This is a genomic window from Microbulbifer maximicatervae (SeqCode) (genome assembly GCF_052467825.1).
The window spans coordinates 934,660-961,456 of sequence record NZ_CP174327.1 but is presented as its reverse complement, the minus strand read 5'-3'; the positions used below and the strand labels follow the sequence as shown (position 1 = coordinate 961,456).

The 26,797-nt window shown below is 52.6% G+C and carries 22 protein-coding genes; 13 read left to right on the top strand and 9 right to left on the bottom strand.

Annotation, left to right across the window (positions count from 1 at the left end; genetic code table 11):
- Nucleotides 1–54: 54 nt before the first annotated feature.
- Together ACJJII_RS04220 and ACJJII_RS04215 are read right to left on the bottom strand one after the other, a co-directional pair.
- A complete protein-coding gene (locus ACJJII_RS04220; RefSeq protein ID WP_444918409.1) occupies nt 55–2,007 on the bottom strand; it encodes a L,D-transpeptidase family protein in 1,953 nt (650 codons plus the stop codon).
- A gap of 414 nt (nt 2,008–2,421) precedes the next feature.
- The gene (locus ACJJII_RS04215) at nt 2,422–3,243 is read right to left on the bottom strand and encodes an NRDE family protein (RefSeq protein WP_444918408.1); all 822 of its coding nucleotides are present in this window, start codon (nt 3,241–3,243) and stop codon (nt 2,422–2,424) included.
- Between the two features lie 88 nt (nt 3,244–3,331).
- Between ACJJII_RS04215 and lgt the strand changes: the two genes are divergently transcribed.
- The 10 genes from lgt (at nt 3,332) to ACJJII_RS04165 (ending at nt 11,896) form a co-directional block, all read left to right on the top strand.
- Nucleotides 3,332–4,183, top strand: coding sequence for a prolipoprotein diacylglyceryl transferase (lgt, locus tag ACJJII_RS04210; RefSeq protein WP_413665894.1), 852 nt, complete (start codon nt 3,332–3,334; stop codon nt 4,181–4,183).
- A gap of 6 nt (nt 4,184–4,189) precedes the next feature.
- Nucleotides 4,190–5,023 (top strand): thymidylate synthase, encoded by an 834-nt coding sequence (locus ACJJII_RS04205; protein WP_444918407.1) that lies wholly within the window; start codon nt 4,190–4,192, stop codon nt 5,021–5,023.
- 9 nt (nt 5,024–5,032) lie between these two features.
- Nucleotides 5,033–5,542: a dihydrofolate reductase gene (locus ACJJII_RS04200; RefSeq protein WP_444915341.1), complete on the top strand. Its 510-nt coding sequence runs from the start codon at nt 5,033–5,035 to the stop codon at nt 5,540–5,542.
- Between the two features lie 287 nt (nt 5,543–5,829).
- Nucleotides 5,830–6,612: a DUF3450 domain-containing protein gene (locus tag ACJJII_RS04195; RefSeq protein ID WP_413663573.1), complete on the top strand. Its 783-nt coding sequence runs from the start codon at nt 5,830–5,832 to the stop codon at nt 6,610–6,612.
- On the top strand, nt 6,609–7,979 hold the full coding sequence (locus ACJJII_RS04190; protein WP_444918406.1) for a MotA/TolQ/ExbB proton channel family protein: 1,371 nt from the start codon (nt 6,609–6,611) through the stop codon (nt 7,977–7,979). Before ACJJII_RS04195 ends, ACJJII_RS04190 begins: the two co-directional genes overlap by 4 nt.
- Nucleotides 7,980–7,993: 14 nt before the next feature.
- Nucleotides 7,994–8,521, top strand: a complete 528-nt coding sequence (locus ACJJII_RS04185) for a MotA/TolQ/ExbB proton channel family protein (RefSeq protein ID WP_108734755.1) — start codon at nt 7,994–7,996, stop codon at nt 8,519–8,521.
- A gap of 112 nt (nt 8,522–8,633) precedes the next feature.
- On the top strand, nt 8,634–9,035 hold the full coding sequence (locus ACJJII_RS04180; protein WP_413663571.1) for an ExbD/TolR family protein: 402 nt from the start codon (nt 8,634–8,636) through the stop codon (nt 9,033–9,035).
- Between the two features lie 5 nt (nt 9,036–9,040).
- Nucleotides 9,041–9,658, top strand: coding sequence for an energy transducer TonB (locus ACJJII_RS04175; protein WP_444918405.1), 618 nt, complete (start codon nt 9,041–9,043; stop codon nt 9,656–9,658).
- Nucleotides 9,659–9,672: 14 nt separating this feature from the next.
- On the top strand, nt 9,673–11,025 hold the full coding sequence (locus ACJJII_RS04170; protein ID WP_444915346.1) for a tetratricopeptide repeat protein: 1,353 nt from the start codon (nt 9,673–9,675) through the stop codon (nt 11,023–11,025).
- Between the two features lie 226 nt (nt 11,026–11,251).
- Nucleotides 11,252–11,896 (top strand): energy transducer TonB, encoded by a 645-nt coding sequence (locus ACJJII_RS04165; RefSeq protein ID WP_444918404.1) that lies wholly within the window; start codon nt 11,252–11,254, stop codon nt 11,894–11,896.
- Between the two features lie 42 nt (nt 11,897–11,938).
- Here ACJJII_RS04165 and ilvD read toward each other — a convergent pair whose 3' ends face one another.
- The 6 genes from ilvD to ACJJII_RS04135 all read right to left on the bottom strand — a co-directional run bounded on the left by ilvD (nt 11,939) and on the right by ACJJII_RS04135 (nt 19,444).
- Nucleotides 11,939–13,771, bottom strand: a complete 1,833-nt coding sequence (gene ilvD, locus ACJJII_RS04160) for a dihydroxy-acid dehydratase (RefSeq protein WP_444918403.1) — start codon at nt 13,769–13,771, stop codon at nt 11,939–11,941.
- A 127-nt stretch (nt 13,772–13,898) separates the two neighbouring features.
- Nucleotides 13,899–15,221 (bottom strand): amino-acid N-acetyltransferase, encoded by a 1,323-nt coding sequence (gene argA / locus ACJJII_RS04155; protein ID WP_444918402.1) that lies wholly within the window; start codon nt 15,219–15,221, stop codon nt 13,899–13,901.
- A gap of 59 nt (nt 15,222–15,280) precedes the next feature.
- Entirely contained in the window at nt 15,281–16,444 is a 1,164-nt protein-coding gene (gene argE / locus ACJJII_RS04150; protein WP_444918401.1) for an acetylornithine deacetylase, read from the bottom strand.
- A complete protein-coding gene (locus tag ACJJII_RS04145) occupies nt 16,422–17,300 on the bottom strand; it encodes a carboxylate/amino acid/amine transporter (RefSeq protein WP_444918400.1) in 879 nt (292 codons plus the stop codon). Before ACJJII_RS04145 ends, argE begins: the two co-directional genes overlap by 23 nt.
- 181 nt (nt 17,301–17,481) lie before the next feature.
- The gene (locus tag ACJJII_RS04140; RefSeq protein WP_282930993.1) at nt 17,482–18,756 is read right to left on the bottom strand and encodes an inorganic phosphate transporter; all 1,275 of its coding nucleotides are present in this window, start codon (nt 18,754–18,756) and stop codon (nt 17,482–17,484) included.
- A gap of 10 nt (nt 18,757–18,766) precedes the next feature.
- Complete coding sequence (locus ACJJII_RS04135) at nt 18,767–19,444, bottom strand: TIGR00153 family protein (RefSeq protein WP_413663563.1); 678 nt, start codon at nt 19,442–19,444, stop codon at nt 18,767–18,769.
- Between the two features lie 146 nt (nt 19,445–19,590).
- Here ACJJII_RS04135 and tfpB point away from each other — a divergent pair, with 146 nt between their 5' ends.
- The 3 genes from tfpB (at nt 19,591) to ACJJII_RS04120 (ending at nt 25,392) form a co-directional block, all read left to right on the top strand.
- Complete coding sequence (gene tfpB / locus ACJJII_RS04130) at nt 19,591–21,366, top strand: type IV pilus assembly ATPase TfpB (protein ID WP_444918399.1); 1,776 nt, start codon at nt 19,591–19,593, stop codon at nt 21,364–21,366.
- A 169-nt stretch (nt 21,367–21,535) separates the two neighbouring features.
- On the top strand, nt 21,536–24,379 hold the full coding sequence (gene glnE / locus ACJJII_RS04125; protein ID WP_444918398.1) for a bifunctional [glutamate--ammonia ligase]-adenylyl-L-tyrosine phosphorylase/[glutamate--ammonia-ligase] adenylyltransferase: 2,844 nt from the start codon (nt 21,536–21,538) through the stop codon (nt 24,377–24,379).
- A gap of 59 nt (nt 24,380–24,438) precedes the next feature.
- Entirely contained in the window at nt 24,439–25,392 is a 954-nt protein-coding gene (locus ACJJII_RS04120) for a branched-chain amino acid transaminase (protein ID WP_444895899.1), read from the top strand.
- A 52-nt stretch (nt 25,393–25,444) separates the two neighbouring features.
- On the opposite strand, the gene ACJJII_RS04115 is transcribed toward ACJJII_RS04120, so the two are convergent.
- Nucleotides 25,445–26,788, bottom strand: a complete 1,344-nt coding sequence (locus ACJJII_RS04115) for a UDP-glucose dehydrogenase family protein (RefSeq protein ID WP_444918397.1) — start codon at nt 26,786–26,788, stop codon at nt 25,445–25,447.
- Nucleotides 26,789–26,797 lie beyond the last annotated feature (9 nt).

Sequence of the window (26,797 nt, the reverse complement as noted above, 5' to 3'; positions counted from 1 at the left end):
GCTTAATAATTCCCTGGTTATAACCGGGGCGACATATAGCCGCCCCGGTTTCTTTTAAAATTGATTATCGGTCAGTCCATCTTTGCCATAAATATCCGGGCGGAAGTTCAGGTTGCCCTGACCATCGACCCAGGCAGTCCAGTAGGTGATATAAACCTTCACCAGTTGGGACATATCCACTTCTGTGGTTTCCTCTCCTGTGGTCAATTGATCGATACGCCATTGATCCCAATCCCCTTGGGGACGAAGCAGCGCTTCGGCCAAGTGGCGGGGTTTTTCCAGGCGGATACAGCCATGGCTATAGCCCCGTGTGGTCAGGGAAAAAAGTTTGCGCGCGCGCGTATCGTGCAGGTACACGTCGTGAATATTGGGGATTTCAAATTTGACACGTCCCAATATGTTTTCCTCACCGCCCATTTGGCGCATAAGGTAGGAACCCGCACCTGCAGCAGATAGGTTTTGCGGAGTCAGGGGCAGTTTTTCACCCCTGCCGCTAATCACCCGATATCCCATTTTTTCCATACCCGCTGGGTTTTTACGAGCTTTGGGGAGTATCTCATTTACCAGGATACTGCGCGGTACTGTCCAAGTGGGGTTAAAGACTACCTTACTGACACGGGTGGTTATTTCAGGCGTTGCGTGCTTTTTCTTGCCGACGACCACATTCATCGCCAGTTTGACCTGGTCGTTTTCCACGTATTTGAGACGATACGCAGGAATATTGACCTGGATAAAGCGGCTGCCCAATTGTTCCGGCAACTCTTCGCGGCGCTTGATATTCATTTCCACAATGCGGGCGCGCGCAGCTGGGGATAAGTTCAGGCGCTTGCGAGTTGAGCGACCGACAATACCATCTGCTCTCAGGCCGTGACGTTTCTGGAAGCGCACCACCGCTTGGTGAAGGCCCCGATCGAAGCGATTGCGATCAGTGCCGCCGTAGCTGTAGTAAGACTGGTAATCACCGTATAGGGAGAGCAGGTTGCGCAGGAGGCCCACATGTGGGTGGCGTGCACCCATGGTCATGGCAGGGCCCGCCGGGATCGGACGCCAGCGACCGCTGGAGGAAATCTTGCGCAGTCGTTGCAGCTCACCGCGCAGCGCCCTTACATCGTTCCCATAGGGCCGGTTTTCCTCGTAGTAAGGCCCCTCACTGTTTTCAGATCTCACCGGTGGGGCGGCAGTATTTGGCCGCCCCTGATTGTAATAAACACGGCTGCCGGAACCCGAGCCACTATTGTTGTCCCGGTAGGAACGGTATCGACTGCGCTCATAGGTGCGAGTGCTACCGGAATAATTGCGTCCTGAGTAATTGCCGGAAGTATCCGCATTGTATTCCCGCGAGTAATAGCGGCTGCGTACATTGCTGCCGAGATTGGCTGCGCGATCATATCCGCGGAAGTACTTGCGCCCGCGGGGTTCACTGGAAGCCTGCGGTTGAGCGGTGCTGGTAGCAACCAGGCGGAAACCTTCGCTATCCCGCAGAACCGGTGTGACACCCCGACGCGGGCGGGTTTTGGGCTTGAGCCTGTCCAGCTGGGTATCTTGCGCGTAGGAGACAAAGGCATCGGTCAGTAAGATATCCAATACTGCAGCCATCTGAAGCCGTTGTGGAGTATCGCGGAGGGTGCGATCGAAGTACCCTAGGTGGTAGCGGTAGTCGACCATGCTGCTCGGATTGCCGGAGCTGGCAGCTGTGAGTTGTTTCAGCAGGTCATTGGCACTATCACTTAGGCTGTAGTTATCGAACCAAAGCAAGCGGTAATCCGTGCGCTGGTAGATCTTGCGCACAGCGGCGGGGTTAAAAATGGGGTCCTGGGCTGGCCAGGCATCAGGGTTTTCCTCTAGCCAGTGCACTAAATGAGGGCGAACAGCGTTCTCCGGTAAAACGGGTACGGTCTTCTGGTTTGCTGCGAAAGCATAATAAAGAATGAAGACACAGAGGCTACCCAGTGTCAGCAATGGAAGTACAGATTTGCGTCTACGATGCTCGGGGTTGAAATACGACATGGTACCTCAGCGATTCTGCGGGGGCCCGGTGCGATATTTTGGAAAATGCCGGGCGCCAGATCGTTCATACCTTCCCAACCTGTGGCGAGCCCATCCAGATACTCAGGGATATTATCGGTGACTCGCACGTGTCATGCGTCCCGCGCGACTTCCTTTTATTAAGGCTGATGTCGGTGTCCTGCTTGCGCGAAACTCAACCAACTTCAGTCTGTGAAAGTAAGTATGGCAAGAAATGCAAAATTTGCTTGGCGCTTCATTCTTTTTAGAGTAAGGATTTGCGAATGATGAGTTTTGCGTCAAATATTTCGCTCGTGGGTGAAAAAGGGGCGTGTTTACTGGGGCTTATTTGAATATGGTGCAGAGGCTTGCACAAAAAGTTATGCACAATTTCTCTGCCATTAGCATTGAGCCTGCTTAATTGGGCGACTGGGTAGTGAAGTAGCGCAGGAGTCCATTTTCATTGCCCTGTATAAAAGTCTGCTCCCAAAGTTGGCCACACCCACTCTGGTCGATGGTGATCACGGTACTCGCGCGGGTACCGTAGCCTCCATTGCGAAGCATTGGTTCTGTCGCCGAGCTATCGGCATCAATTTGAATGAATATCGGAGAGAGTGCCCGCTCAATCTCCAGTGGTAGCCCGGTATGAGGGAGTTGTTGGTCTGGCGCGGGGGTGCGATCTTTGAGTAGTGCCAGTGCTGGCTCCACAAAGCTCTCGATTGTTACCAGTTGGTCGGCCGCAGGTATTATTTCTGCCAGCCCCGCTTTGCCCCTTTCCACCTTTGGCCAGGGCTCGTCCGGCGCTCCGTTGGAGATACCGTGAATGCCCGGTTCAAAAGTAAATGGCTTGTGCCGGTTCCCGGCACAGAAGAGAGTGTTTTGATTCTGAATATCAAACAGCAGGGCGTTAAAGCCCCGGTACTGCTGGGATTCCAGGTAGTGGATGAAATGCTCAGGGCTAATTTGTTGGCTGAGGAATTTCTGCGGTATTTCCCCGCGGGATAGCGCTCCTACAGGTTCCGGTGTTCCAGGTTCCCGGATATTGGTTACAGCGGCGACCCGACCGGGGGAGGCGCCGGCCCATGTTCCCTGGGCTTCAAGGTCTCTACCCGCAATTAGCTCGGTCCCTGGCCAGCGCGCCGCTGCAGCGGTTGGCCGTTGATAGAACTCATCCCGATTGGCGATCAACAGCAGAGGGTATTTCGGGTGGCATTGATAGGCGAATAGCAGTAGACACATGGGGATCTTCCCTAGGGGCAAGCTGCCCTTCCACAGCGGGGGGCTTTACGACCATAATACGCCCTTTATTAGCAATCGCGATTCCCCCATGCTGACCTATCCCGAAATTGACCCGGTAGCCTTTGCAATAGGCCCCTTAAAAGTGCACTGGTATGGGCTGATGTACTTGGCTGGCTTTGTCGCGGCCTGGTGGTTGGCATTGCGCAGAAGTGCCAAACCCTGGTCACCGGTTATTAAATCCGAAGTTGAGGACTTGATTCTCTACTGTGCCATTGGTGTCGTTATCGGTGGCCGCTTGGGGTACATGTTCTTTTATAACTTCCCCCAGTTGCTCGAAGACCCGATATCACTGATCCGGTTGTGGGAAGGAGGGATGAGCTTCCACGGCGGGCTGATAGGGGTAATGTTGGCCACGGCACTCTACGCACGCAAAATTGGTACAACCTTCCCGGCTCTAATTGATTTCGTTGCTCCTCTGGTGCCCATAGGTCTTGGGCTTGGGCGGATCGGTAATTTTATTGGCCAGGAGCTTTGGGGGCGTGAAACTGAAGGCCCTTGGGGCATGGTCTTTCCAAAGGACCCGGACCTTCTGGTCCGGCACCCATCCCAGCTGTATCAAGCCTTCCTTGAGGGGCTGGTTCTCTTTGCGCTGCTCTGGTGGTTCTCCAGTAAGCCGCGCCCTCGACTCGCGGTGGGTGGTATGTTCGTGACGCTCTACGGTGTATTCCGCTTCCTGGTGGAATTTGTCCGGGAGCCCGATGGGCATATTGGTTTTGATTTATTTGGATGGATGACACGTGGGCAGCTTTTGAGCCTGCCAATGATTATTGCCGGCATCGCATTGCTGGTGTGGAGTTATAAAACTCAGCCGCTTCCCGAGGGGCGAACTGAGCAGAAAGGTAAGAAAGCAGGGTCTTCCCGAGTTAAAGGCGGAGCATAGCAGTAGATGAAGCAGTATCTCGATCTAATGCGCCATGTGCGCGATAACGGCACCGTTAAAGGTGACCGCACCGGCACTGGTACTCTCAGTGTGTTTGGCTATCAAATGCGCTTTAATTTGGCGGAGGGTTTTCCGCTGATCACCACTAAAAAGTGCCATTTGCGCTCGATTATTCACGAACTTCTGTGGTTTTTGCAGGGGGATACCAATATCCGCTATCTGCAGGACAATAAGGTGCGGATTTGGGATGAGTGGGCGACAGAGGACGGTGATCTGGGCCCTGTATATGGCCATCAATGGCGCTCCTGGCCCACTTCTGATGGTCGCCAGATCGACCAGATTGAGCAGTTGGTACACCAGTTGAAAACCCGCCCGGACTCCCGGCGCCTGATGGTTAGCGCCTGGAACCCTGCGGATCTGCCAGATGAAGGTGTTTCACCTGCTGATAATGCCCGTGAAGGGCGCATGGCCCTGGCTCCCTGCCACGCCCTGTTCCAGTTCTATGTCGCTGATGGCAAGTTGTCCTGCCAGCTGTACCAGCGAAGCGCAGATATTTTCCTGGGGGTGCCTTTCAATATCGCCTCATACAGCCTGCTGACCCTTATGCTGGCACAGGTATGCGGTTTGCAGCCCGGCGATTTTATCCATACCTTTGGTGATGCTCACCTCTACTCCAATCATATGGAGCAGGTTGAGCTGCAATTGCAGCGCGACCCTCTGCCTCGGCCACAAATGCACTTGAATCCAGATGTGAAAGATCTGTTTTCTTTCCGCTTCGAGGACTTTGAACTTAAAGGTTATGAAGCCTATCCACATATTCCGGCACCTGTAGCGGTTTAAGGGGCAGTAATGACGGTTTCTATTGCTTTGATTGCGGCAGTTGCCCGCAATGGTGCTATCGGCAAGGATAATGAACTCCCCTGGCGCATCTCCGGCGATCTGCAGTTTTTCAAGCGGACCACTATGGGAAAGCCTGTAGTAATGGGACGAAAGACCTTTGAGTCTATTGGTCGCCCACTTCCGGGGCGTGTCAATATTGTCATTACGCGTAATGCTGACTGGGTTGCGGATGGTGTTGAGGTGGTCCAGTCTCTGGATAAAGCCCTGAGTCTGGCCCAAAGCTGCGCTAAGGACAGCGGCGCCACTGAAGTGATGGTTATTGGCGGAGCACAAATTTATCGCCAGGCACTGCCTCTGGCTGCCCGTTTATATGTCACCGAAGTTGACGCAAATATCGACGGGGATGCATACTTTCCCGACATGGATGACTCGTGGGTCGAGTCGGCACGAGAGTGTTACCCGGCCTCGGACAGGAATGAGTACAACTACTCATTAGTCCAATATGACAGATTTAAATAAAAACAATTTGATCAAAAGTTGATCGATCTGTTAAATTCTCCAACAGCTTACACAAGGAACGTCGCCGCCAATGTGTGCAAGTAACCCGGGAATGTTACCCGAGTGTTACCTTGCTACCCAGGCGGGCCGATGCTGGCAATCGGCATTTGAATAATCAAATCGGCTGTTTACAATGTGCGGCTCTTAGCTGTCTTCTAACCAATGTTTTTAAAACAAAAGGACACCGCGTTGTGGCAGCTAACTCATCGCGACCATGTTGTGAAATATTGAACCCACTGGGGGGTCTAATGAAAACCAAGCGATTCATGGCTGTGGCGCTGACCACTGCGCTGTCTGCCGGCGCGCTCTACGGCAGCGTAGCCACTGCGGATACTCTCGATAACGTACTCGCCGTCGGCCAGCAGAAAACCACTGCGGCCCAGGCATCGCAAAAACGCATCGACAAGATTGCCGACGAAACCAGCAGCCTGCTGCAGGACTTCAAGGTGGTTAATAAAGAAATCGATGGTCTGCGCGTATACAACCGTCAGCTGGAAAAGCAGCTGGCCAATCAGCTCGAAGTTATCAATGAGCTGGATGAGTCTATTGCCAACGTTACTGTCATTGAACGTCAGATTCAGCCGCTGATCCTGCGTATGCTGGAAGGTCTGGAGCAGTTCATTGAGCTGGACGCACCGTTCAAGCTCGAAGAGCGTATGGCGAACCTCAACGGTGTTAAGAGCACCATGGACCGTTCCGATGTCAGTGTTGCGGAGAAATTCCGCCAGGTACTGGAACTGTACAACTTCGAAGCGGAATACGCCCGTAAGATCGACTCTTACCGCGATACTCTGACCGTTGCTGGTCAGGAGCGCGAGGTGAGCGTTCTGCAAATCGGCCGTATCGCCCTGCTGGCTCAGACTACAGATGCAGAAATTGCCCTCGCATATGACAAAGCGCAAAAAGCGTGGGTTGAGATCGACGCTGGTGAATACCGCCGTGCTCTCATGAACGGTCTGAAAATTGCCAAGAAGCAGGCCACTATCGACATCATGACCATGCCGATCCCGGCTCCGGAGGCAGCGCAATGAAAACCTCTTTCGCCAAACGCGTTTTAGTAGCGGCAGCAGCTGGTCTGATCAGCTTCTCCGCGGTTGCTCAAGAGAAGGCTGCTTCCCTGGATGACCTGCTGAAAATGGTTCAGCAATCCAAAGTTGCCGAGTCCAAAGAACACAAGCAGCGTGAAGCTGAGTTCCGTCGTCAGAAAGCGAACCAGAATGCTCTGCTAAACCAAGCCAAAAATACTCGCACCGCTGAAGAAAAGCGCTCTTCTGACCTGGAAAAGAAATACCAGGAGCAGGAAGTCGCTGTTGATCAGAAGCGTCAGCAACTGGACCAGCGTCTGGGTTCCTTGAAGGAACTGTTCGGCCATATGTCCTCTACTGCTGCTGATTTGCGTGCCAATATCGGTTCCTCTCTGGTTTCCGCTCAATACCCTAACCGTACTGAGTTCATCGATGGTCTTCTGGCCAAAATGAATAGTGCTACCCAGCTGCCGACTATCGAAGAGATCGAGCGTCTGTGGTTTGAAATTCAGCGCGAAACTGTTGAATCCGGCAAGATCGTTAAATTTAACGCGACCGTGATCAAGCCAAATGGTGAGCAGGCTGATCAAGAAGTGGTTCGTGTAGGTAACTTCAACCTGGTTTCCAACGGTAAATACCTGGAAATGAACAATGCCTACAAAATGGCTGAGCTGATCCGTCAGCCGGATGCCAAGTTCCAAGGCATGGCTGAAGCTCTGCAAGCTTCTACCAGCGGCTTCAGTGCCTTCGGTGTAGACCCGACTGGCCCTACCGGTGGTTCCTACCTGAAAGCCATGATCAATAGCCCGGACATCGTAGAGCGCTGGCACCAAGGTGACATCGTTGGTTACATCATCACTGCTGTTGGTGTGTTCGCGATGCTGCTGGCTATCTTCCGCCTGATCGTTCTGACCGGTGTTGGTGCCAAAGTGAATGCTCAGCTGCGTTCCTCTACTCCGAACACCAATAACCCGCTGGGTCGTGTACTGGCTGTTGCGGAAGAGAACAAAGGTGTAGACGGCGAAACTCTCGAATTGAAGATGGAAGAAGCAGTACTGAAAGAGCGTCCGGCAATCGAATCCGGCCTCAACCTGCTGAAGATCATCGCCATGGTTGCTCCGTTGCTGGGTCTGCTGGGTACCGTTACCGGTATGATCGTAACCTTCCAGGCGATCACTATCTTTGGTGCGGGCGATCCCAAGGCAATGGCCGGTGGTATTTCCTCAGCCCTGATCACTACCGTTCTCGGTCTGTGTGTTGCTATCCCGACTGTACTGATGCACACCATCGTAAATGCCCGTGCCAAGCGTGTTCTGCATATTCTTGAAGAGCAGAGTGCCGGTATCGTGGCAGAAAACGCCGAGCGCAAATAAGAGGAGGCGGCAACATGCACGCATTAATCGACGCATGGGCCGCCGTCAACGCCTTTATGGCGTCGGGCGGGCCAGTACTGTTCCTGATCGCCGGCCTGACCTTCTTTATGTGGACGCTGATTTTTGAACGTGTTTTCTATTTCAACAAAGGGTTGAAAAGTGACGTTCAAGGTGCGGTAGACCAATGGGAGGGGCGCGGTGAGCGCAAATCCTGGGCTTCGCACCAGATCCGTTATGCAATGATTTCCCGGGTATCCGAGAAAATTCAGGACAATATGGACATGATCCAAGCTTGTGTCGCCCTGGCCCCTCTGTTTGGGCTGTTGGGTACAGTTTGGGGCATGATCAACGTGTTCGATGTTCTCGCGATTACAGGTGGTGGTGACGCCAAGCAGATGGCCAGTGGTGTATCCATGGCAACTATCCCGACAATGGCGGGTATGGTTGCGGCTCTGTCAGGCGTATTTGCCAACACTTATCTCGCCCGTAAAGCTGAGCGTGAAACCCAGCTGCTCGAAGATCATCTGACGATGGATCACTAAGCACACACCAGCGAATAGGCCAACTTATTTGCTGTGAAGGTTTAGCCAAGCCAGATACTTTCGCCGGGGGCTCCCTGAGCTCCCGCTGAAAAAGTTCGCTAAGAGAGTTGCTATGAGCAAAAGACAAAATACGGCAGAAGAAGAAGCCGGCGCAATTGACCTCACGCCCATGCTGGACGTGGTGTTTATCATGCTGATCTTCTTTATCGTCACCGCGACCTTTATCAAGGAGCCGGGTGCTGATGTTGAGAAGCCGCAAGCGACAACCGCTGAACTCAAGGCCGCCTCTATCCTGGTAGCGATCAACGACAGTGACGAGGTTTGGATTGCCAAAGAGAAGGTTGATGAGCGTCAGGTACGAATTGTCCTGGAGCGTCTCTACTCGGAAAACCCGAAAGGGTGGTTGGTAATTCAGCCCGATAAGGGAGCGAGTATTGAGAAAATTGCCCTGATTGCAGAAGCAGCCAGGAAGATTGGTATCAAGAAAGTTTCCGTCGCTACAGAGAAGAGTTAACAGCTATGAATCCGGTAAGACTTCTTGGGGCAGGTACATTGGCGGTAGCCACGACCTTTGGCCTCATCTTCACCATGCATCAGCTGATTGCGGCCAACATGAGAGCTCCTGAAGAAAAAGAGACTTTCAAGGTTGCCGATGTGGTGATGCCTGATACGAAGATTGAAACACAGTACGACACCGCCAAGCCGGTAAAACCAGACGAGCCAGAGACTCCGCCGCCGGAGATGCCGGAGCCCGACTTTGAGGAGCCGAATATTGATGGCAACATCAGTATCGCCGCTCCGAAAGCAGGAGGTGGGGTTAAGCTGTCTGGCTTCAGTTTTGGTGAAGGTGACTACCTACCGATCGTAAAAGTACAGCCTCAGTACCCCCGTCGCGCTCTACAGCGCGGTATGGAAGGCTATGTAATCGTTGAGTACACAGTGACGACAAACGGTTCTGTACGCGACCCGATCGTAATTGAGGCGTTTACGCTGCAAGGTAAACCGACCACGGTTTTCAATCGGGCTGCTCTGAAGTCCGCGCTGAAGTACAAGTACAAGCCGCGGGTAGTCGATGGCAAGCCGACCGAGGTTCCTAATGTTAGGACTAAGATCAGCTTTAACATGGCTAAGGACTAAAAAGGGGAAGCACTATGAAGTTGACGACCATCACTAAAGGTTTGTCCAAGTTCGCTCTGCGCACGTCAGTAGCGCTACCCTTGGTTCTGGCACCGACGGTCAGCGTTACCGTGCTGGATGCGGTGGGTGTATCAGCACCTTTCGCCTCTGCACAGGCGCAGGAACAAAAAAAGCCGAGCAAAGAAAAAACCCGTAAAGTTCCGGCGATGCGCGAAGTGGCGTATAAGAAGCTGGAAAAAGCCCAGGAAGCTGCGGATGCAGAGGATTGGGCAGCGGCACTAGTTGCACTGCAAGATATGGATGCAGCTAAGAAGCGCTTCAACGGCTATGAAATTGCCCAGATGTATAACTTTTTCGGTGTTGTTTACTACAGCACTGAGCGTTACAAAGAGGCGATTCCCTACTTTAAAAAGGTTCTGGACCAGGGTGAAAAAAACCTGCCGGTAGCTTTAGAAGTAGGCACTTTGTTTACACTGGCTCAGCTGTATTTTGTCACTGAGGATTACAAGCAGGCGATTAACTACCTAAACAAGTGGTTTAAGGTCTCCGATCGCATCACTGCGGACTCCTATGCCTTGCGCGCCCAGGCTTACAATCAGACTGGTAACCAGGACAAGGCCCTCGCGGATATCAATATCGCGGTATCCATGTACGAGAAAGAGAGCAAAACACCCAAGGAGAGTTGGTACGGATTGCAGCAGTACGTTTATTTCGAGCGCAACGACTACAAGAGCGTAGCCGCTGTTCTGGAAAAACTGGTGCAGTACTATCCTAAGCCGGTGTACTACAAAACGCTGGCTGCCATGTACGGTGAGCTCAAGCGTGACAAGGATCAGCTGCATATGATGGAAGCTGCTTACCTTGCCGGTGCACTGGAGAAAGATAGAGATCTGCTGAATATGGGGTATCTCTTTATGGGGCATGAAATGCCTTATAAAGGAGCCAAGGTGATTGCCAAGGGTATTCAAGACAAGAAGATCCCGCGCACGGCTAAAAACCTGGAAACCCTGGCCCAGGCATACCAGATGGCACAGGAGCTGCAAAAGGCGATTCCACAGCTGGAAGCGGCTGCACAGCTTTCCGATAAAGGTGAGATCTATTCACGCCTGGCCGGTATTTACCTGGATTTGGATCAGAACGAAAAAGCCATCGCTATGGGTAAAAAAGCCCTGGCAAAAGGCGGTATCAAGCGGGTTGACCAACTGCATATCGTAATGGGTATGGCAAATGCCAACCTGAAGCGTTATGACTCATCGTTAAAGAGCCTCAAGCTTGCACTGAAAGATGAACGCTCTGAGAAGTTCGCCAAACAGTGGATTACCTTTGTTGAAGGTGAAAAGAAGCGTGAAGAGCAGTTAGCCATCTAAAGCTAATGAGCTTTCCAGGCTTCTCAAAAAGCCGCACAGAAATGTGCGGCTTTTTTTATGCTCGCCTTTTGTTGTATGGCGATACAAAATTTTGAGATAACCTGTATTAACAGACTATTTGCATTTTTTTGTAAATTGGCTAATGATTAATGGTAGCTGATCAGCTTTTCCATTTTCGGCATATGAATGCCGCTTATCGCACCCTAACAATAATAGGAGAGGTGTTATGGACAGAGCTTGCCAGTCGATTTCCAACCCCTTATTTTTTCCCCCACATATACTCGCGGGTTACACAAAGAGCCTTGGTTTTGCCGCTGCAATCACAGTTGGATTGATCTTTTTGATGAGTCAACTAGTGGCTACTGATATCGAGGAGCCCAAAGTCAGCTTGTTGCCTGCGATAAAACCGGTACATATGCCAAAAAAAGAGATTGTTACCCAAACTTATGAGGAGCCGACACCGCCGCAAGCTGTGCTGGAGCAGCCAACGATGCGGGTTGAGGAAACTGAGGTAACACCGGTTACGATGAATGTAGTGATTGGTACGCCCACTCCTGTTACTTCTACCGGGGTGCAAATAACGCGCGACTCTTTGCCAGTTTATAAAGCTAAACCGCGATACCCCAATGCGGCACTACGCAGGGGGATAGAGGGGTATGCCGTTGTAGAATTTACGGTAACCAAAACGGGGGCGGTACGTGATGTTCGTGTGGTTGGGGGCTATGACTCTAATGGTAACCCCACGAGCGTATTTGATCGCTCCGCTGTAGCCGCGGCAGAACGGTTTAAGTATCGCCCCCAAATGGAGAATGGCCAGCCAGTGGAGCGCTACGGGGTACGCAATCGAATCAGTTACAAAATAGCGGAATAAAAAAACGGCCCTTTGGGGCCGTTTTGTTTAGAACAGTTTTAATCAGTCAATTTCCCTCACCGCCCCGCGGTCTGCACTGGTGGCAAGCATGGCATAGGCTTTCAGTGCCTTGCTGACCTTACGAGGGCGCTTTTCGATTGGCTTCCAGCCATTGGGATTTTTTTCCATTTCCCTGCGTCGCTTATCGAGTTCACTTTCCTCAATAGCGATTTCAATTTTCCGCCCTGGAATATCAATACGTATAAGGTCTCCATTGCGAACCAGAGCGATGTTACCTCCAGAAGCTGCCTCAGGTGAAACATGTCCGATAGAGAGGCCCGAAGTACCGCCTGAGAAGCGGCCATCGGTAATCAATGCGCAGTGCTCACCGAGTCCTTTGGACTTTAAATAACTGGTGGGGTAAAGCATCTCTTGCATTCCAGGTCCACCTTTAGGGCCTTCATAGCGGACGATAACAGCCTCCCCTTTACTGACCTTCCCTTCGAGGATATTGGAAACCGCCTCTTCCTGGCTTTCTACTACGTGGGCGGGGCCTTCGAATTTCCACAGCGACTCATCGACGCCGGAAGTCTTCACTACACAGCCATTGGGGGCCAGGTTACCAAAGAGAACGGCGAGCCCTCCCTCAGAGGAGTAGGCGTGCTCAGCAGAACGGATACAGCCACGCTGGCGGTCTGCATCTAAAGTGGACCAGCGGCATTCCTGGCTAAAAGCTGTTTGGGTGGGAATGCCTGCGGGGCCCGCGCGATAGAATTCCAGTACAGATTGGTCGTCCGTGCGGCAAATATCCCAGCGTGCCAGGGCATCGGCGAGCGAACCACCGTAGGCGGTTGGTAGTGAAGAGTCGATAAGACCTGCGGCCTCCAACTCCCCGAGGATAGCCATTACACCGCCAGCGCGGTGTACATCTTCTATATGGTATTTCTCGGTATTGGGGGCAACTTTGCACAGCTGTGGAACCTCACGGGAGAGGCTGTCGATATCTTCCAGGGTGAAGTCAATCTCACCTTCCTGAGCGGTTGCCAGCAGGTGCAGGATGGTATTAGTGGAGCCTCCCATGGCGATATCGAGTGCCATGGCATTGCGGAAGGCTGTACGGTTGGCGATGTTGCGCGGCAGGGCAGTTTCGTCATCCTGCTCATAGTAGCGTTTGGTCAGGGTTACGATCTCGCGGCCAGCGCGGAGGAATAGCTCCTTGCGGTCGGCGTGAGTCGCTAGCATGGTGCCGTTACCAGGGAGTGAAAGCCCCAGGGCCTCGGTCAGGCAGTTCATGGAGTTCGCTGTAAACATACCTGAGCAGGAGCCACAGGTCGGGCAGGCAGAGCGCTCATACTCAGCAACTTCCTCGTCGGAGGCCGTATCTGTAGCGGCGATCACCATAGCATCTACTAAGTCGAGCTTGCGGTCAGCCAGTTTGGTTTTGCCGGCCTCCATCGGGCCACCGGAGACAAAGATAACTGGAATGTTCAGGCGCATGGCTGCCATCATCATTCCCGGTGTGATCTTGTCACAGTTGGAGATACAAACGAGGGCGTCGGCACAGTGGGCATTGACCATGTACTCCACTGAGTCAGCGATAATTTCGCGGCTGGGCAGGCTATAGAGCATGCCGTCGTGACCCATTGCGATACCGTCATCCACAGCGATCGTATTGAACTCCTTGGCCACGCCGCCGGCGCGTTCAATCTCCCTTGCGACAAGCTGACCCATATCCTTTAGGTGTACGTGTCCGGGGACAAACTGGGTAAAGGAGTTTGCGATGGCAATGATTGGCTTATGGAAGTCCTCGTCCGTCATACCGGTGGCACGCCACAAGGCGCGGGCTCCGGCCATATTGCGACCGGCGGTAGAGGTGCGGGAGCGGTATTGGGGCATAGTCACAGATTCCAGCTGGCAACAATGAATGCGCCAGCTTAGCAAAAAACGGACTTTCCTGGGATGTTTTTGCGCCCAAACTACCCATCAAAGGAGTAATAAGGATAGATGTTTCAAATTTCTATGACTAAGTGGACTGACTTTTCCCCAGGCGTTTACGCAGGATTCTCGAATTGCGCTGAATGTTGTACAGGGACTTTCGCGCGGTAGGCAGCTCACTGATACCGACTTGCTCAAAGCCCTGTTCGATAAACCAGTGCTCTGTCTGGGTGGTGAGGACGTAGAGTTCATCAACCTGGACTGTTTGCGCCTGTCTCTCAAGGTGGCGCATCAGCTTGGCACCACGCCCTCCACCGCGAAATTCCGGGTGGCTTGCAAGGCAGGCAACTTCGGCTGCTGTGGTAGTACCCTTATCATCCTTAATGGGATACAGAGCTGCACAGGCAACTGGAGTACCATCCACTTCCACAAGCGTGAAGTGTTCAATTTCTGCCTCGAGCTTCTCGCGGGAGCGCCGTACCAAAACGCCATCTTTCTCTAACGGGCGGATCAGTCCAAGAATGCCGCCCACATCGGTAATTCGCGCTCTGCGCACAACTTCGTAGCTGTCCCGGTAAATCATGGTACCGGCCCCTTCACGGCGGAACAGCTCCTGAATTAAGGCGCCGTTTTTACAAAAGCTAAGTAGGTGTGTACGGGCGATCCCTGCATTACAGGCTCGAATGGCGCAGCGCAGGGTTGCGCTTTGCACTTTGGGTGAAACCTGCTCTGCCTGCAAAATACTCAATTCGTGTACCGAATTTCCGTCCACTTGGAGTTGCTCAGGTTCGCGGAATAGCACTAGTTTCTCGGCGCGCAATACCCTGGAAGCCTCAGCGGCCAGATCCAGGTAATTGATATTGAAAAGCTCCCCGGTCAGGGATGTGCCCAGGGGAGAAAGGAGTACCAGGGAACCCTGATCCAGGTTTTGCTCCAGAGTGCTGGTGTCCATACGTCGCACGGTGCCGGTCCAGCCCAGGTCCACGCCATCGAGCACGCCACTGGGGCGGGCGGTAACAAAATTGCCTGAGACCACCTTGAGGGCCGAACGCGCCATCGGTGAGTCTGGCAGTCCTTGGGAAAAAGCAGCTTCAATATCGAAGCGCAGTTTACCCACGACGGACTTAACAATCTCCAATGTCTCTCGATTGGTAATACGCTGGTTCTCGTGAAACCGATTTTCTATGCCGCGCTCATCCAGGGCTCGATTAATTTGTTCCCGCGCGCCGTGCACAACAACCAAGCGAACCCCAAGGCTGGCAAGCAGCGCCATATCGTGTACTAGATTGCGGAAATTGGCGTGCTCTAAAGCGTCGCCGGGGATACCAATTACTAAAGTGCGACCGCGCAGGTCGTTGATGTAAGGTGCCGCGTGGCGAAACCAGTTCAGGGAGGCGTTATCGTCGCTCACTAATTCTTACCGTGTGCAAGTCTTGTGGTGTTTTAACCCCGGAGGCTGTCGCAGGTAGATTAAAGGCAAAAGCGGCCAATCAAGTCGCGCAGAATATTGACCATAGGGTTGATACGATCCAGGGCGAGAAATTCATCCGGCTGATGAGCTTGGTCAATATCGCCGGGGCCGAGCACGATAGTGTCAATATTCAAACTCTTCAAGTAGGGCGCTTCAGTACCAAAGGCAACACTTTCAGCGGGATGGCCACAAAGTTGTTCTGCAACTTTTACTAACTCTGAATGGGCATCCTGTTCAAAGGGCGCAGTGCCGGGGAATAAAGAGGCCACTTCCACCTGAATTTTATTGTCTTGTGGAATGGTAAGGATACGTTTGTTTAGTTCTTCCCGTAGGTCAGTAAGTTGCATTCCTGGCAACGGACGAATATCAAACTGGAGTTCTGTATGGCCGCAGATCCGATTGGGATTGTCACCCCCATGGATACATCCTAAGTTCATCGTGGGTACTGGAACGGCGAATCCGGGGTTGTTGTATTTTTGCTGCCACTCTTTTCGCAGTGTTAATAGTTCACCGATAACTTTATGCATGGCCTCAAGAGCGTTGGCTCCCAAGCTTGGATCCGATGAGTGGCCGGATTGCCCGGTAATACGCACTGCTTCCATCATAACCCCCTTGTGCATACGTATCGGGCGAAGCCCGGTGGGCTCACCAATTACCGCGTAGCGCGCTTGGGGTTTGCCAGCCTGCACCAGGGCGCGGGCACCACTCATACTTGTTTCTTCATCGGCTGTTGCCAAAACAATCAATGGTTTTTGTAACGGCTTGTCGAGAAAAGTCTGCACAGCCTCGATAACCAGAGGGAAAAAACCCTTCATATCACTGGTGCCGAGACCGTATAAGCGGTTGTCGCGCTCTAAAACCTTAAAGGGGTCCGATTGCCAGCGCCCCGCGTCAAAGGGGACTGTATCAGTATGTCCGGATAGAACGAGCCCGCCTTTATCACCACTTTTACCGCCGAGAGTAGCAATCATATTGGCTTTATTGGGAGAGCCCTTTAAAGGCATTATCTCTACATTGAAACCAAGTCCTTCCAACCATTCACCCAGTAGCTCAACCACCGGGCGGTTACCCATATCCAGGGAAGGATCGGTTGCACTGACACTGGGGCAGGCAATCAGTTGATGTAATTGGGTCTTCAGGTCAGGTACTGCGATACTCGCCATGGTGACTTTCCCTACTCTTGTTGCGCCATTCATTCAAGATAACAGCGGCTCCGATCAGTCCTCCCCCAAGGGCGAGACGGGTTAGATCGGCATCCCGATTCCAGATTAACAGATTTACCAACAAGCCAACGGGAATCAGTGCATTATTCATTGCGGCCAGGGTACCAGTAGAGACCTGCGTAGCACCCTTGTTCCACAAAAAGTATCCCAGACCTGATGCCACCAATCCCAACCAGAGTAGAACACCCCATTGCTGTGAGCCCTGTGGGTACTGCGGTTCTCCGAATAGGAGCCAGGCAATAACAGTGATCAAGCTGGCGCCGACAAAAAACCAAGCGAAGGTTTGTCTCGGGAGGAGGCCTTGCTCTCTGGACATCAGGCGCTTGTATGCCACCTGCCCCACGGCAAAACATAGGTTGGCACCCTGGACGACTGCAAACCCAATCCAAAAGTCGTTACTGGGAGAGCCCCAGCGAATAGTGGCGGCTCCCAATACGGCTATGGCTGCGATAGTGAGGTTCCAGACAGAAAAGTGCCTGTTAAGGAAGTCCTCAAGGGCGGTGATATACAGGGGAGTGAAAATAGTAAATAACAATACTTCGGGGACACTGAGCAGTAAAAATGACTGGTAGTAAAACAAGTACATCAGTCCCAATTGTACCGCACCGATCACAATTAAACGTATTGCGGTACGGGGAGGGCAACCCTTCCATTTTAGCATGGGTAGAAATACCGCTGTGGCAAGGAGCACCCGTGTCATTGCGGAAAAATAGCTATCCACCTGTCCGGCCAGGTAGGCGCCTATCAAACTGAAGGAAAAGGCCCACAGAAGAGTGACAAACAACAGTAATGGCATCTGGTGAATTCGCAGGCATAGATTGGTCGGCGGGCTCGGCCCAGTTTATTTCCCTAAATATTAATGCCAGAGGAGCGAAATAGATATCGACATGGAGCCTTACTAAAGTGGTGGATATGAGAGGCGTAAAAAAGGGGGCTTTAGCCCCCTTTGCTGATCTGCTCTGTGTGCTGCTTCGGTTTTAGCCGAACAAGCCTTTGAAGAAGTAGAAGAACAAGATCGCAATACCTGCACCCGCTGGGAGGGTAACTACCCAGGATGCGGCGATAGTGGTGATCATACGCAGGTTCAGGGCACCAATACCCCGCGCTAGGCCAACACCCAATACCGCGCCCACCAGAGTGTGAGTCGTGGAGATTGGCAGGCCGGTACCAGAAGCCAATACGACGGTGGAGGCCGCACCCAGCTCGGCAGCGAAGCCACGGCTTGGGGTCAGCTCGGTGATTTTCTTACCGATAGTGGCCATTACCTTAAAGCCATATGTCGCCAGGCCCACCACGATACCGATACCGCCGAGCAGCAATATCCAGGAAGGCATAGTGGATTTAACGGTGATAGCGCCGCTCTGGATGGTGTTAACTACGGCAGCCAGAGGACCAACGGCGTTGGCAACATCGTTGGAGCCGTGAGCGAAGGCCATGGCACAGGCGGTGAAGACCATCAGGATCGCAAATACGCGCTCGACGTTGGCGAAACGGTTTTCAGCTTCAGCTGCAGGGTCGCGCTGGACGCGCTTGAGCATGGTGACCCCGATACCGGCGACAGCAAGGCCCACCAGGGCGGCGATACCGGCATCCTGGATAAAGCTGAGCTGGATATTGGCATCTTTAAGAACGTGCTTGAGGCCCTTGGTAAGGGTCACCATGGCAATCATCCAGCCCACTGCAAACATGTAGAAGGGGATGTAGCGCTTGGCATTGTTGAAGGGGTCTTCCGTGTCTAGGATCAGGCGCTGGACACTGCGGAATAACAGGAAAGACAGGGTGCCCGCGAGAACCGGGGAGACCACCCAGCTAGCCACGATGCTGCCCACTTTACCCCAGGCCACTGCATCTGGGGATATACCTACCGCAGAGAAGCCGACAATTGCGCCGACAATAGAGTGGGTGGTGGATACCGGCCAGCCGAGAATACTGGCTACCAGCAGCCAGGTGCCCGCCGCCAGCAGTGCCGAAAGCATACCGTATACCAACAGCTGCGGTTGGGCGGCGAAGACTTCAGAATCGATAATGCCTTTGCGGATGGTTGCGGTAACCTCTCCGCCTGCCAAATAGGCGCCGGCAAATTCAAAGATCATGGCGATAACAATCGCCTGCTTGATAGTCAGTGCACGGGAACCTACGGAGGTACCCATGGCGTTGGCTACGTCGTTGGCACCGACGCCCCAGGCCATAAAGAAGCCTGCCACACAGGCCAAAATCAATAATATATGGCCGTATTGACTAATAATTTCCACGCCAAACCCCCTAACGTGCTAACAACAACTGCAATCGGTTGCCCACGCTGTGGGCGCGATCGGCGAGTTCACCGATCCATTCAATAACCCGGTAGAGGAACATAACGTCCACCGGAGGTAAGTCTTTCTCAATAGCAAACAGCGACGCGCGAATTTCGACTTCAAGCTTGTCTGACTTGCGCTCCAGTTCATCCAGCTCTTCGGTCATGCGTTTGGCGATATCCACCTCGCGCCCGGCAAAGCCGCTTTCCAGCAACTCGTCCAGTTCGTTGATCGCGCGCAGTGCCTGTGCAGAGGTGGCGACAGCGCTCTCCACAAAGGTGGTCATCAAGGATTGGAGAGGTGCGGGAATCTGCATCTTCCTGCCTACAGCCAGACCAGCAATATCCTGGGCAGTGTTGGCTACCTCATCCTGGGCATGCAGCAATTCCAGCAAGTCGGTCCTGGACACTGGCATAAACAGGCTGTCCGGCAGATGCAGACGCAGGTCTCTCTTGATATCGTCAGCGCGATTCTCCGATGCGGAGATGCGCAGTTGGATCTGTTCTGCCTCTTTGAGGTCACCTTTGATCAGTGCTTCAAAGAAGGGGATCAGGTCAGCCGATGCCTCGTGGGCCGTAGCCATATGCTTCTCGATTGGCTTAATCGGAGAGCGGCCAAATAAGTTGGCAATATTCGACAGGGCCATGGTTAGCTCCATTGCTCAGAATGCGAAAACGGCGGCATGGTACCCCAATCGGGGCAACTTCGTAACAGTGCGTTAACAGCGCACTTTCACAGCTTGATGATAGGGCTACAATGCAACGTCGCCATATGAGAATAAAGGGGCTGCCAATGGCAGAAAGCAGAGTTACAGACCGCATACTTGAACTGCGCGGATTACTGGAAGATTTGGTGGGGCAGGGCTTTGTTAGCCGTGAGGATGCCAACCGCATCGTAGGTACTCCGCGGACAGCAGAACAGGCCCAGATGCACCCGCTCAGCTATATCGCCAGTTGTGACCTGGCCAACCGCAAGCAACCGGGTAGTCTGCTCAATAGCGAATCCCTCAGTGCCTGGTTAGCGGAGAGCTCTTCCCACCCCTTGTATCATATTGATCCTCTGAAGGTTAATGTGAGCGCTGTCACCGAGGTGATGAGCTTTCAATTTGCCAAGCGACACCAAATCCTTTGTGTCGAGGCGAGTACGGAAGAACTTCTGGTAGCGACAGCTCAACCGTTTACCTATGGCTGGGAAGAGCAGCTGGAACATACCACCGGCCGCAGAGTTCGCCGTGTGGTAGCTGATCCGGCCGATATCAAGCGACATTGCGTCGAATTTTACTCCCTTTCTAATTCAATCTCTGGCGCAAGTGGCCTTCAGGGAACCTCAGCGGCAAATAATTTTGAACAGTTGCTGGAGTTAGGCGCCTTAAAGGACCCTGAAGCTAACGATCAACACATCGTCAATATCGTCGATTGGTTGTTGCAGCACGCCTTCGACCAGCGCGCCAGTGATATCCATATTGAACCGCGCCGGGAAGTGGGACGTATTCGCTTTCGTATCGATGGCGTATTGCACCCGATTCATGAGCTTCCAGATCAGGTAAATGCTGCGGTTACCAGCCGCCTGAAAATCCTCGGGCGCATGAATGTGGCGGAGAAACGCAAACCTCAGGATGGCCGCATCAAGACAAAAAGGCCCGATGGCAGCGAAGTGGAGTTGCGCCTCTCCACTCTTCCCACAGCCTTTGGCGAGAAGCTGGTAATGCGGATCTTCGATCCAGAGGTTCTCGCGCGATCTTATTCCGACCTGGGACTGGGTGGTGATGACTTGGCTCGCTGGCAGGCGATGCTGTCACGGCCCAATGGTATCGTACTGGTCACCGGTCCTACCGGTTCGGGAAAAACCACCACTTTGTATACAGGCCTCAAGCAGTTGGCCACCAGTGCGGTGAATGTCTCTACCGTTGAAGATCCTATCGAAATGGTGGAAGAGAGCTTTAACCAAACCCAGGTTCACCATGCTATTGGCTTTGATTTTGCTGCAGGTATCAGAACCCTGATGCGTCAGGACCCCGATATCATCATGGTTGGTGAGATTCGTGACCTGGAAACCGCTCAGATGGCGGTTCAAGCGGCACTGACAGGCCACCTGGTTATCTCAACCCTGCATACCAATGACGCTCCAACAGCAGTTACCCGCTTATTGGACTTGGGCTTGCCGCATTATTTATTGAAGTCCACCATTCTCGGGGTGATGGCCCAGCGTTTGGTACGAACACTATGTCCCAGTTGCAAGCAGGAGGACAAAATTGAAGAGGCCGATTGGCAGTCTCTGGTGAAACCCTGGAGAGCGCCGCTGCCGGACAAAGTCTACCGGCCGGAAGGTTGCCTGGAGTGTCGTAATACGGGCTATCGTGGGCGTCAGGGAATTTATGAAATCCTGCCATTTAGCGAGTCGGTACAAGCTATTGTCACCTCCGATTGTGATTTACAGCAACTGCGGCGCCAGGCGATGCGCGAAGGTATGAATAGCTTGAGGCTTTCCGGTGCGAAAAAAGTAGCGGCAGGTTTGACCACTGTGGCAGAGGTATTGAGGGTGGCCCCACCGCCGGATATCGCTTTCTAGCTTGGGTGGCCTCTCTGAGATAACTGTTTGAAGATGTAGAGGCCTTTGAAGTGACGCGAGAGGCGGGCTTGCTCGGCCACTCATCATTATCCGATACCACCGCTAGCTATTGGAATGCCGATAGCTAGGCAGAATTGCCCGCTGATATTCGCACCAAGGATCGAGCCTCATGTTTGACAACATTCAGTGCCCAAAACCCATCCGCGCTCAACTTCAGTCACTTTGGTATGACTGGTGTGAACTGGCGGAGGCCGCGCTTGTTGTTGAGGTGGAGGGCTTGCTGGCAGAGCCATTGCTTGCGCAAGGAGTGGCTCGGAGCTTAATTGGTTCAGAATTTTTTTATCAACAGTGCTGTCGCCGCCCAGAGCTTTTACGGGATTTGTTACTTAAACAAGATCTTGGACTCTTCCTCCCGACCATAGAAAGTGATGAGGAGTTAGATCTTCAATTGCGCTTATTGCGTAACCGGGCAACAGCTGAGGTCATATTTCGCGATTTTGCCGGGCAGTGGGATATTCCCCAGGCATGTCTGCGCCTCAGTGAATTGGCAGAGCTATCTATTCGCACGGCGATGCAATGGCACCATGAAAAGCTAGTGGATCGCTATGGGGAGCCTCGTAGTAGAGCCGGCGATAGTCAGTCGATGGTGGTGTTGGGGATGGGCAAATTGGGAGCCCGGGAGCTCAATCTCTCATCGGATATCGATCTGATTTTTGCTTACCCAGAGCCTGGTTATACCGATGGCGAAAAGAGTGTAGAAAATCAGCAGTTTTTCCAAAAACTCGGCCAGCGCTTGATTAAATCGTTGGATGGAATCAATGCGGATGGTTTTGTTTTTCGTGTAGATATGCGTTTGCGTCCCTACGGTGACAGTGGCCCCCTGGTAAGCCATTTCGCGGCTCTGGAGGACTATTACCAAACTCAGGGGCGTGAATGGGAGCGCTACGCCATGGTCAAAGCTCGCCCTGTTGCTGGCAGGGAGGCGTTTGCTGAAGAGCTGATGGAGTTGCTGCGCCCATTTACTTATCGCCGCTATATCGATTTCAGTGCTATTGATGCTTTGCGTGAAATGAAAGCCCTGATACAGCGGCAAGTGCGCGCTCGTGGTTTGACGGACAATATCAAACTTGGACGGGGCGGCATACGCGAGTTGGAATTTATTGCCCAGGCATTCCAGTTAATTCGCGGAGGGCGCGAACCCGCGCTGCGCGAGCGCAGCTTGCTCAAGCTACTGCCCCTTTTGGAAAGTGATGGCCATGTTGAACCAGGAGTGGGCAGTGAACTGACCAGTTGTTATTTGCTGCTGCGGAGAGTCGAACACGCACTGCAAGCTTACCGGGATCAGCAGACACAGGCGCTCCCAGCTGAGGAGGAAGAAAGGGAAAAATTGGCATTTGCCCTGGGCCGCGATAATTGGGAGCAATTGGAGAGTGAGCTGGTCGATGTTCGTTCCTTGGTTGAGCGGGAGTTCGATACTGTAATCGCTCCACCAGAGGAAATGGCTGCCCCAAGTGTGGCTGAGGAGTGGCAGGGACTCTGGGCAAGTTGCGGCGACGAATCTGCAAATGAAGAGAATTTACAGATTTTGGAAAGTACAGGGTTTCTTCCTCCACCTCAGGCACTCGAGCACTTAACGGAGCTGTGCCAGTCAACAATGGTTGCGGCACTACCTGCTTCTTCCCGTGCGCGCCTGGATCAATTTATGCCTACGCTACTGGCCGCAGCAGGGTTACAGGCTGATCCCTTGTTAGTGCTAACCCGTGTTTTACCTTTAGTGCGCTCAGTACTGCGTCGTAGTGCCTATCTCGTCCTGATTAATGAAAATCCCCCCGTGCTCAACCAGCTGGTGCGTCTTTGTAGTGCCAGTCCATGGATTGCTGAGCAACTGGCGTGCCATCCAATTCTGCTGGATGAGCTGCTGGATTCGCGTAGGTTGTTGGCACCCTCTACGGCGGCAGATATTGCCAATGAGTTGCGTCTCGAATTGTTGCGGATTGACCCCGAAGATCTGGAATTGCAAATGGAGGCGCTGCGATATTTTAAACAGAGTCAAAGCCTGCGCATTGCGGCACAAGAAGTAAATGGTGCCCTGCCTTTGATGAAAGTCAGTGATTCCCTTACCTGGTTGGCAGAGGCGATACTGCAGAAATCATTGCAACTCGCCTGGGCACAGATGGTGGATAAATACGGCATCCCTGCGGGGGCCTCGGCAGAGGATATGCACTTTGCCATTATCGCCTATGGAAAGCTGGGGGGATTGGAGCTTGGCCACGGTTCTGACTTGGATATTGTTTTTGTGCACGATGCAGATGCGATGCAGGTTACCGACGGTAAAACCAGTATTGATAACCTGAGCTTTTTTACCCGACTAGCACAGCGACTTATCCACATATTGCAAACCCGTACACTCAGCGGGCCTCTTTATGAGGTAGACACAAGACTGCGCCCCTCGGGTAATTCAGGACTCTTGGTGACGTCATTGGCTGCCTTTGAAAAATACCAGAGGGAGAGTGCCTGGACTTGGGAACATCAGGCGCTGGTGAGAGCTCGACCTGTCGCCGGTAGTCTCCGCCTGAGTGAGTCGTTTCAACAGTTGCGCACGAAATTGCTTTGCCAGTCGCGAAAGAGCGATAAATTGCGTGATGAGGTGGTGGAAATGCGTAATAAAATGCGTGCGCACCTCGATAAGAGCAACGATAAAAAGTTTGATCTAAAGCACGGTGAGGGCGGTATTGTCGATATTGAATTTATGGTTCAATATGCTGCTCTGGCCTGGGCAAAAACTTCGCCCTCGATCGTGCGGTATACCGATAATATTCGCATTCTCGAAAGTCTAATTGATGCAGGCCTGATGCCGGCCCAACAAGCCGGACATCTGATCGACGCCTACAAAGCCTACCGATCTGAAGGTCATCGCCTGGCACTACAACAACTGCCAGGGATTGTGAGCGATGACCAATTCACAGCGGAAAGAAAGACCGTTCAAACAAACTGGCAGCAATTGCTCGGTTAATACCGGGTTTCTACCTGCTGCCCGATTAAACTGTTTTTCAGGATTTGTAGGAGTTACCCATGTCTTTTGCCGACCGCGACGGCGTTATCTGGTTTGATGGTGAATTGGTTCCTTGGCGCGATGCCCGGGTGCATGTCCTCACTCATACCCTGCACTATGGAATGGGGGTGTTTGAAGGCGTACGGGCTTATGAAACCGGTAACGGCACCAGTATCTTTCGTTTGCAAGAGCACACCCGTCGGTTGTTTCGCTCTGCAAAAATAATGAATATCCCAATGCCCTATAGCACTGATGAGCTGAATGAAGCTCAGCGGCTTGTGGTGCGCGAAAATAACCTGCGCCAAGCGTATCTAAGGCCAATGGTATTCTACGGGTCAGAGGGAATGGGGTTGCGCGCAGAAAATCTTTCAACCCATGTGATTGTCGCTTCCTGGGAGTGGCCCAGCTATATGAGCCCCGAGGCGCTGGAGCAGGGGATTAAGGTGAATACCTCCTCATACACCCGACACCATGTGAATATCAGCATGTGTAAGGCGAAAGCCAATGGTAACTATATAAACTCGATGTTGGCGTTACAGGAGGCGGTGCGCAATGGGTGCGAGGAGGCGTTATTACTGGACCCCGAGGGTTATGTTGCTGAGGGTAGTGGAGAAAATGTCTTCATTGTTCGCGATGGGACTATATATACCCCGGAGCTGACTTCATGCCTGGATGGAATTACCCGCGATACAGTTATTGAGCTGGCACGGGAGTGCGGCTATAGGGTGCTAGAGAAGCGTATCACTCGGGATGAAGTCTATATCGCTGATGAAGCGTTTTTTACTGGCACAGCGGCGGAAGTATTGCCCATTAGTGAATTGGATGGGCGTTCTATCGGCAGTGGTCGTCGCGGCCCTATCACAGGGCGTTTGCAAAACCTTTATTTTGATGTGGTACATGGGCGTAGTGCCGCACATCGGGGCTGGCTCAGTGATGTGGCGGGCCAGGCGGAAGTAAAAATGCGAATAGCATGACGGAAAATAAAAACCCGGCAGATGCCGGGTTTTTATTTTAAGTAAGGTTTACTTAGTAAGAGCTGGTGGTGTCCGGGCGCCCTACGCAGTAATAATCAAAGCCTGCATCGCGCATTTCCTCTGGTTCGTACTGGTTGCGTCCGTCAAACACAACCGGGGCACTGAGAGCGCTGCTTACTTCATCGATATCAAGAGATTTGAACTGTTGCCATTCGGTCGCGACAATCAGGGCGTCGGCACCCTGTAAAGCCTCTGTCTTGGAGTCGCAAAGGGTCAAGTCTTCGCGATCGCCAAAAATTCGCTGACACTCCTCCATGGCCTCAGGGTCAAATGCCCGCACCTTCGCACCCTGCTCCCACAATCGAGCTAACAGCACACGGCTTGGGGCTTCGCGCATATCATCTGTATTGGGTTTGAATGACAGGCCCCAGAGCGCAAAAGTTTTGCCCTGAATATCTCCGTTAAAATGACGTTGTATTTTTTCGGCGAGATAGTGTTTCTGGCGCTCGTTGCGGGATTCCACGGCGGCGAGAATATCTGCAGCAATGCCCAGCTGTTGAGCCGAGGAAATCAGGGCTTTCACATCTTTCGGGAAACAGGAGCCACCGTAGCCGATACCTGCGTAGATGAACTGGTAGCCAACTCGTGGGTCTGAGCCGATTCCGGCTCGAACTGCTTCAATATCAGCGCCAACTTTATCGGCAATATTTGCCATCTCGTTCATAAAGCTGATTTTGGTTGCCAGCATGCAGTTGGCGGCATACTTGGTCAGCTCCGCACTTTTTACGTCCATCACTAGGATTTTTTCGTGATTTCGGTTAAATGGCGCGTACAGGTGGCGAAGCTTCTGCTCTGATTCTTCTTCGGAGGTGCCGATAATAATTCGATCCGGGCGCATACAGTCATTGAGCGCCGAGCCCTCCTTGAGGAATTCAGGGTTGGAAATAATATCAAATGGCAGATCAGATCGGTCCCGCTTGGAGAGTTCTTCCTCAACGGCAGCCCGCACCTTATCGGCAGTCCCCACTGGTACTGTGGACTTATTGATAATGTATTTCTTGCACTCCATGTGTTTGGCGATGGTTCTGGCGACAGTCAACACATGGCGAAGATCCGCTGAACCGTCCTCATCAGGAGGGGTGCCCACAGCGATAAAGATCAGTTCACCGTGTTCTACGCCAAAGGGGGCATCGGTTGAAAAAGACAGATTGCCTGTGGTGATACTGTTCTTCACCATAGGTTCGAGGCCGGGCTCATAAATGGGGATAATGCCCTGTTTGAGACGATCGATCTTGTCCGCGTCTATATCGATACAAACTACTTTATTGCCAGCTTCAGCTAAGACTGCTGCTTGCACCAGGCCCACATAGCCGGTGCCAAATACGGTTACATTCATCAGTGTGAC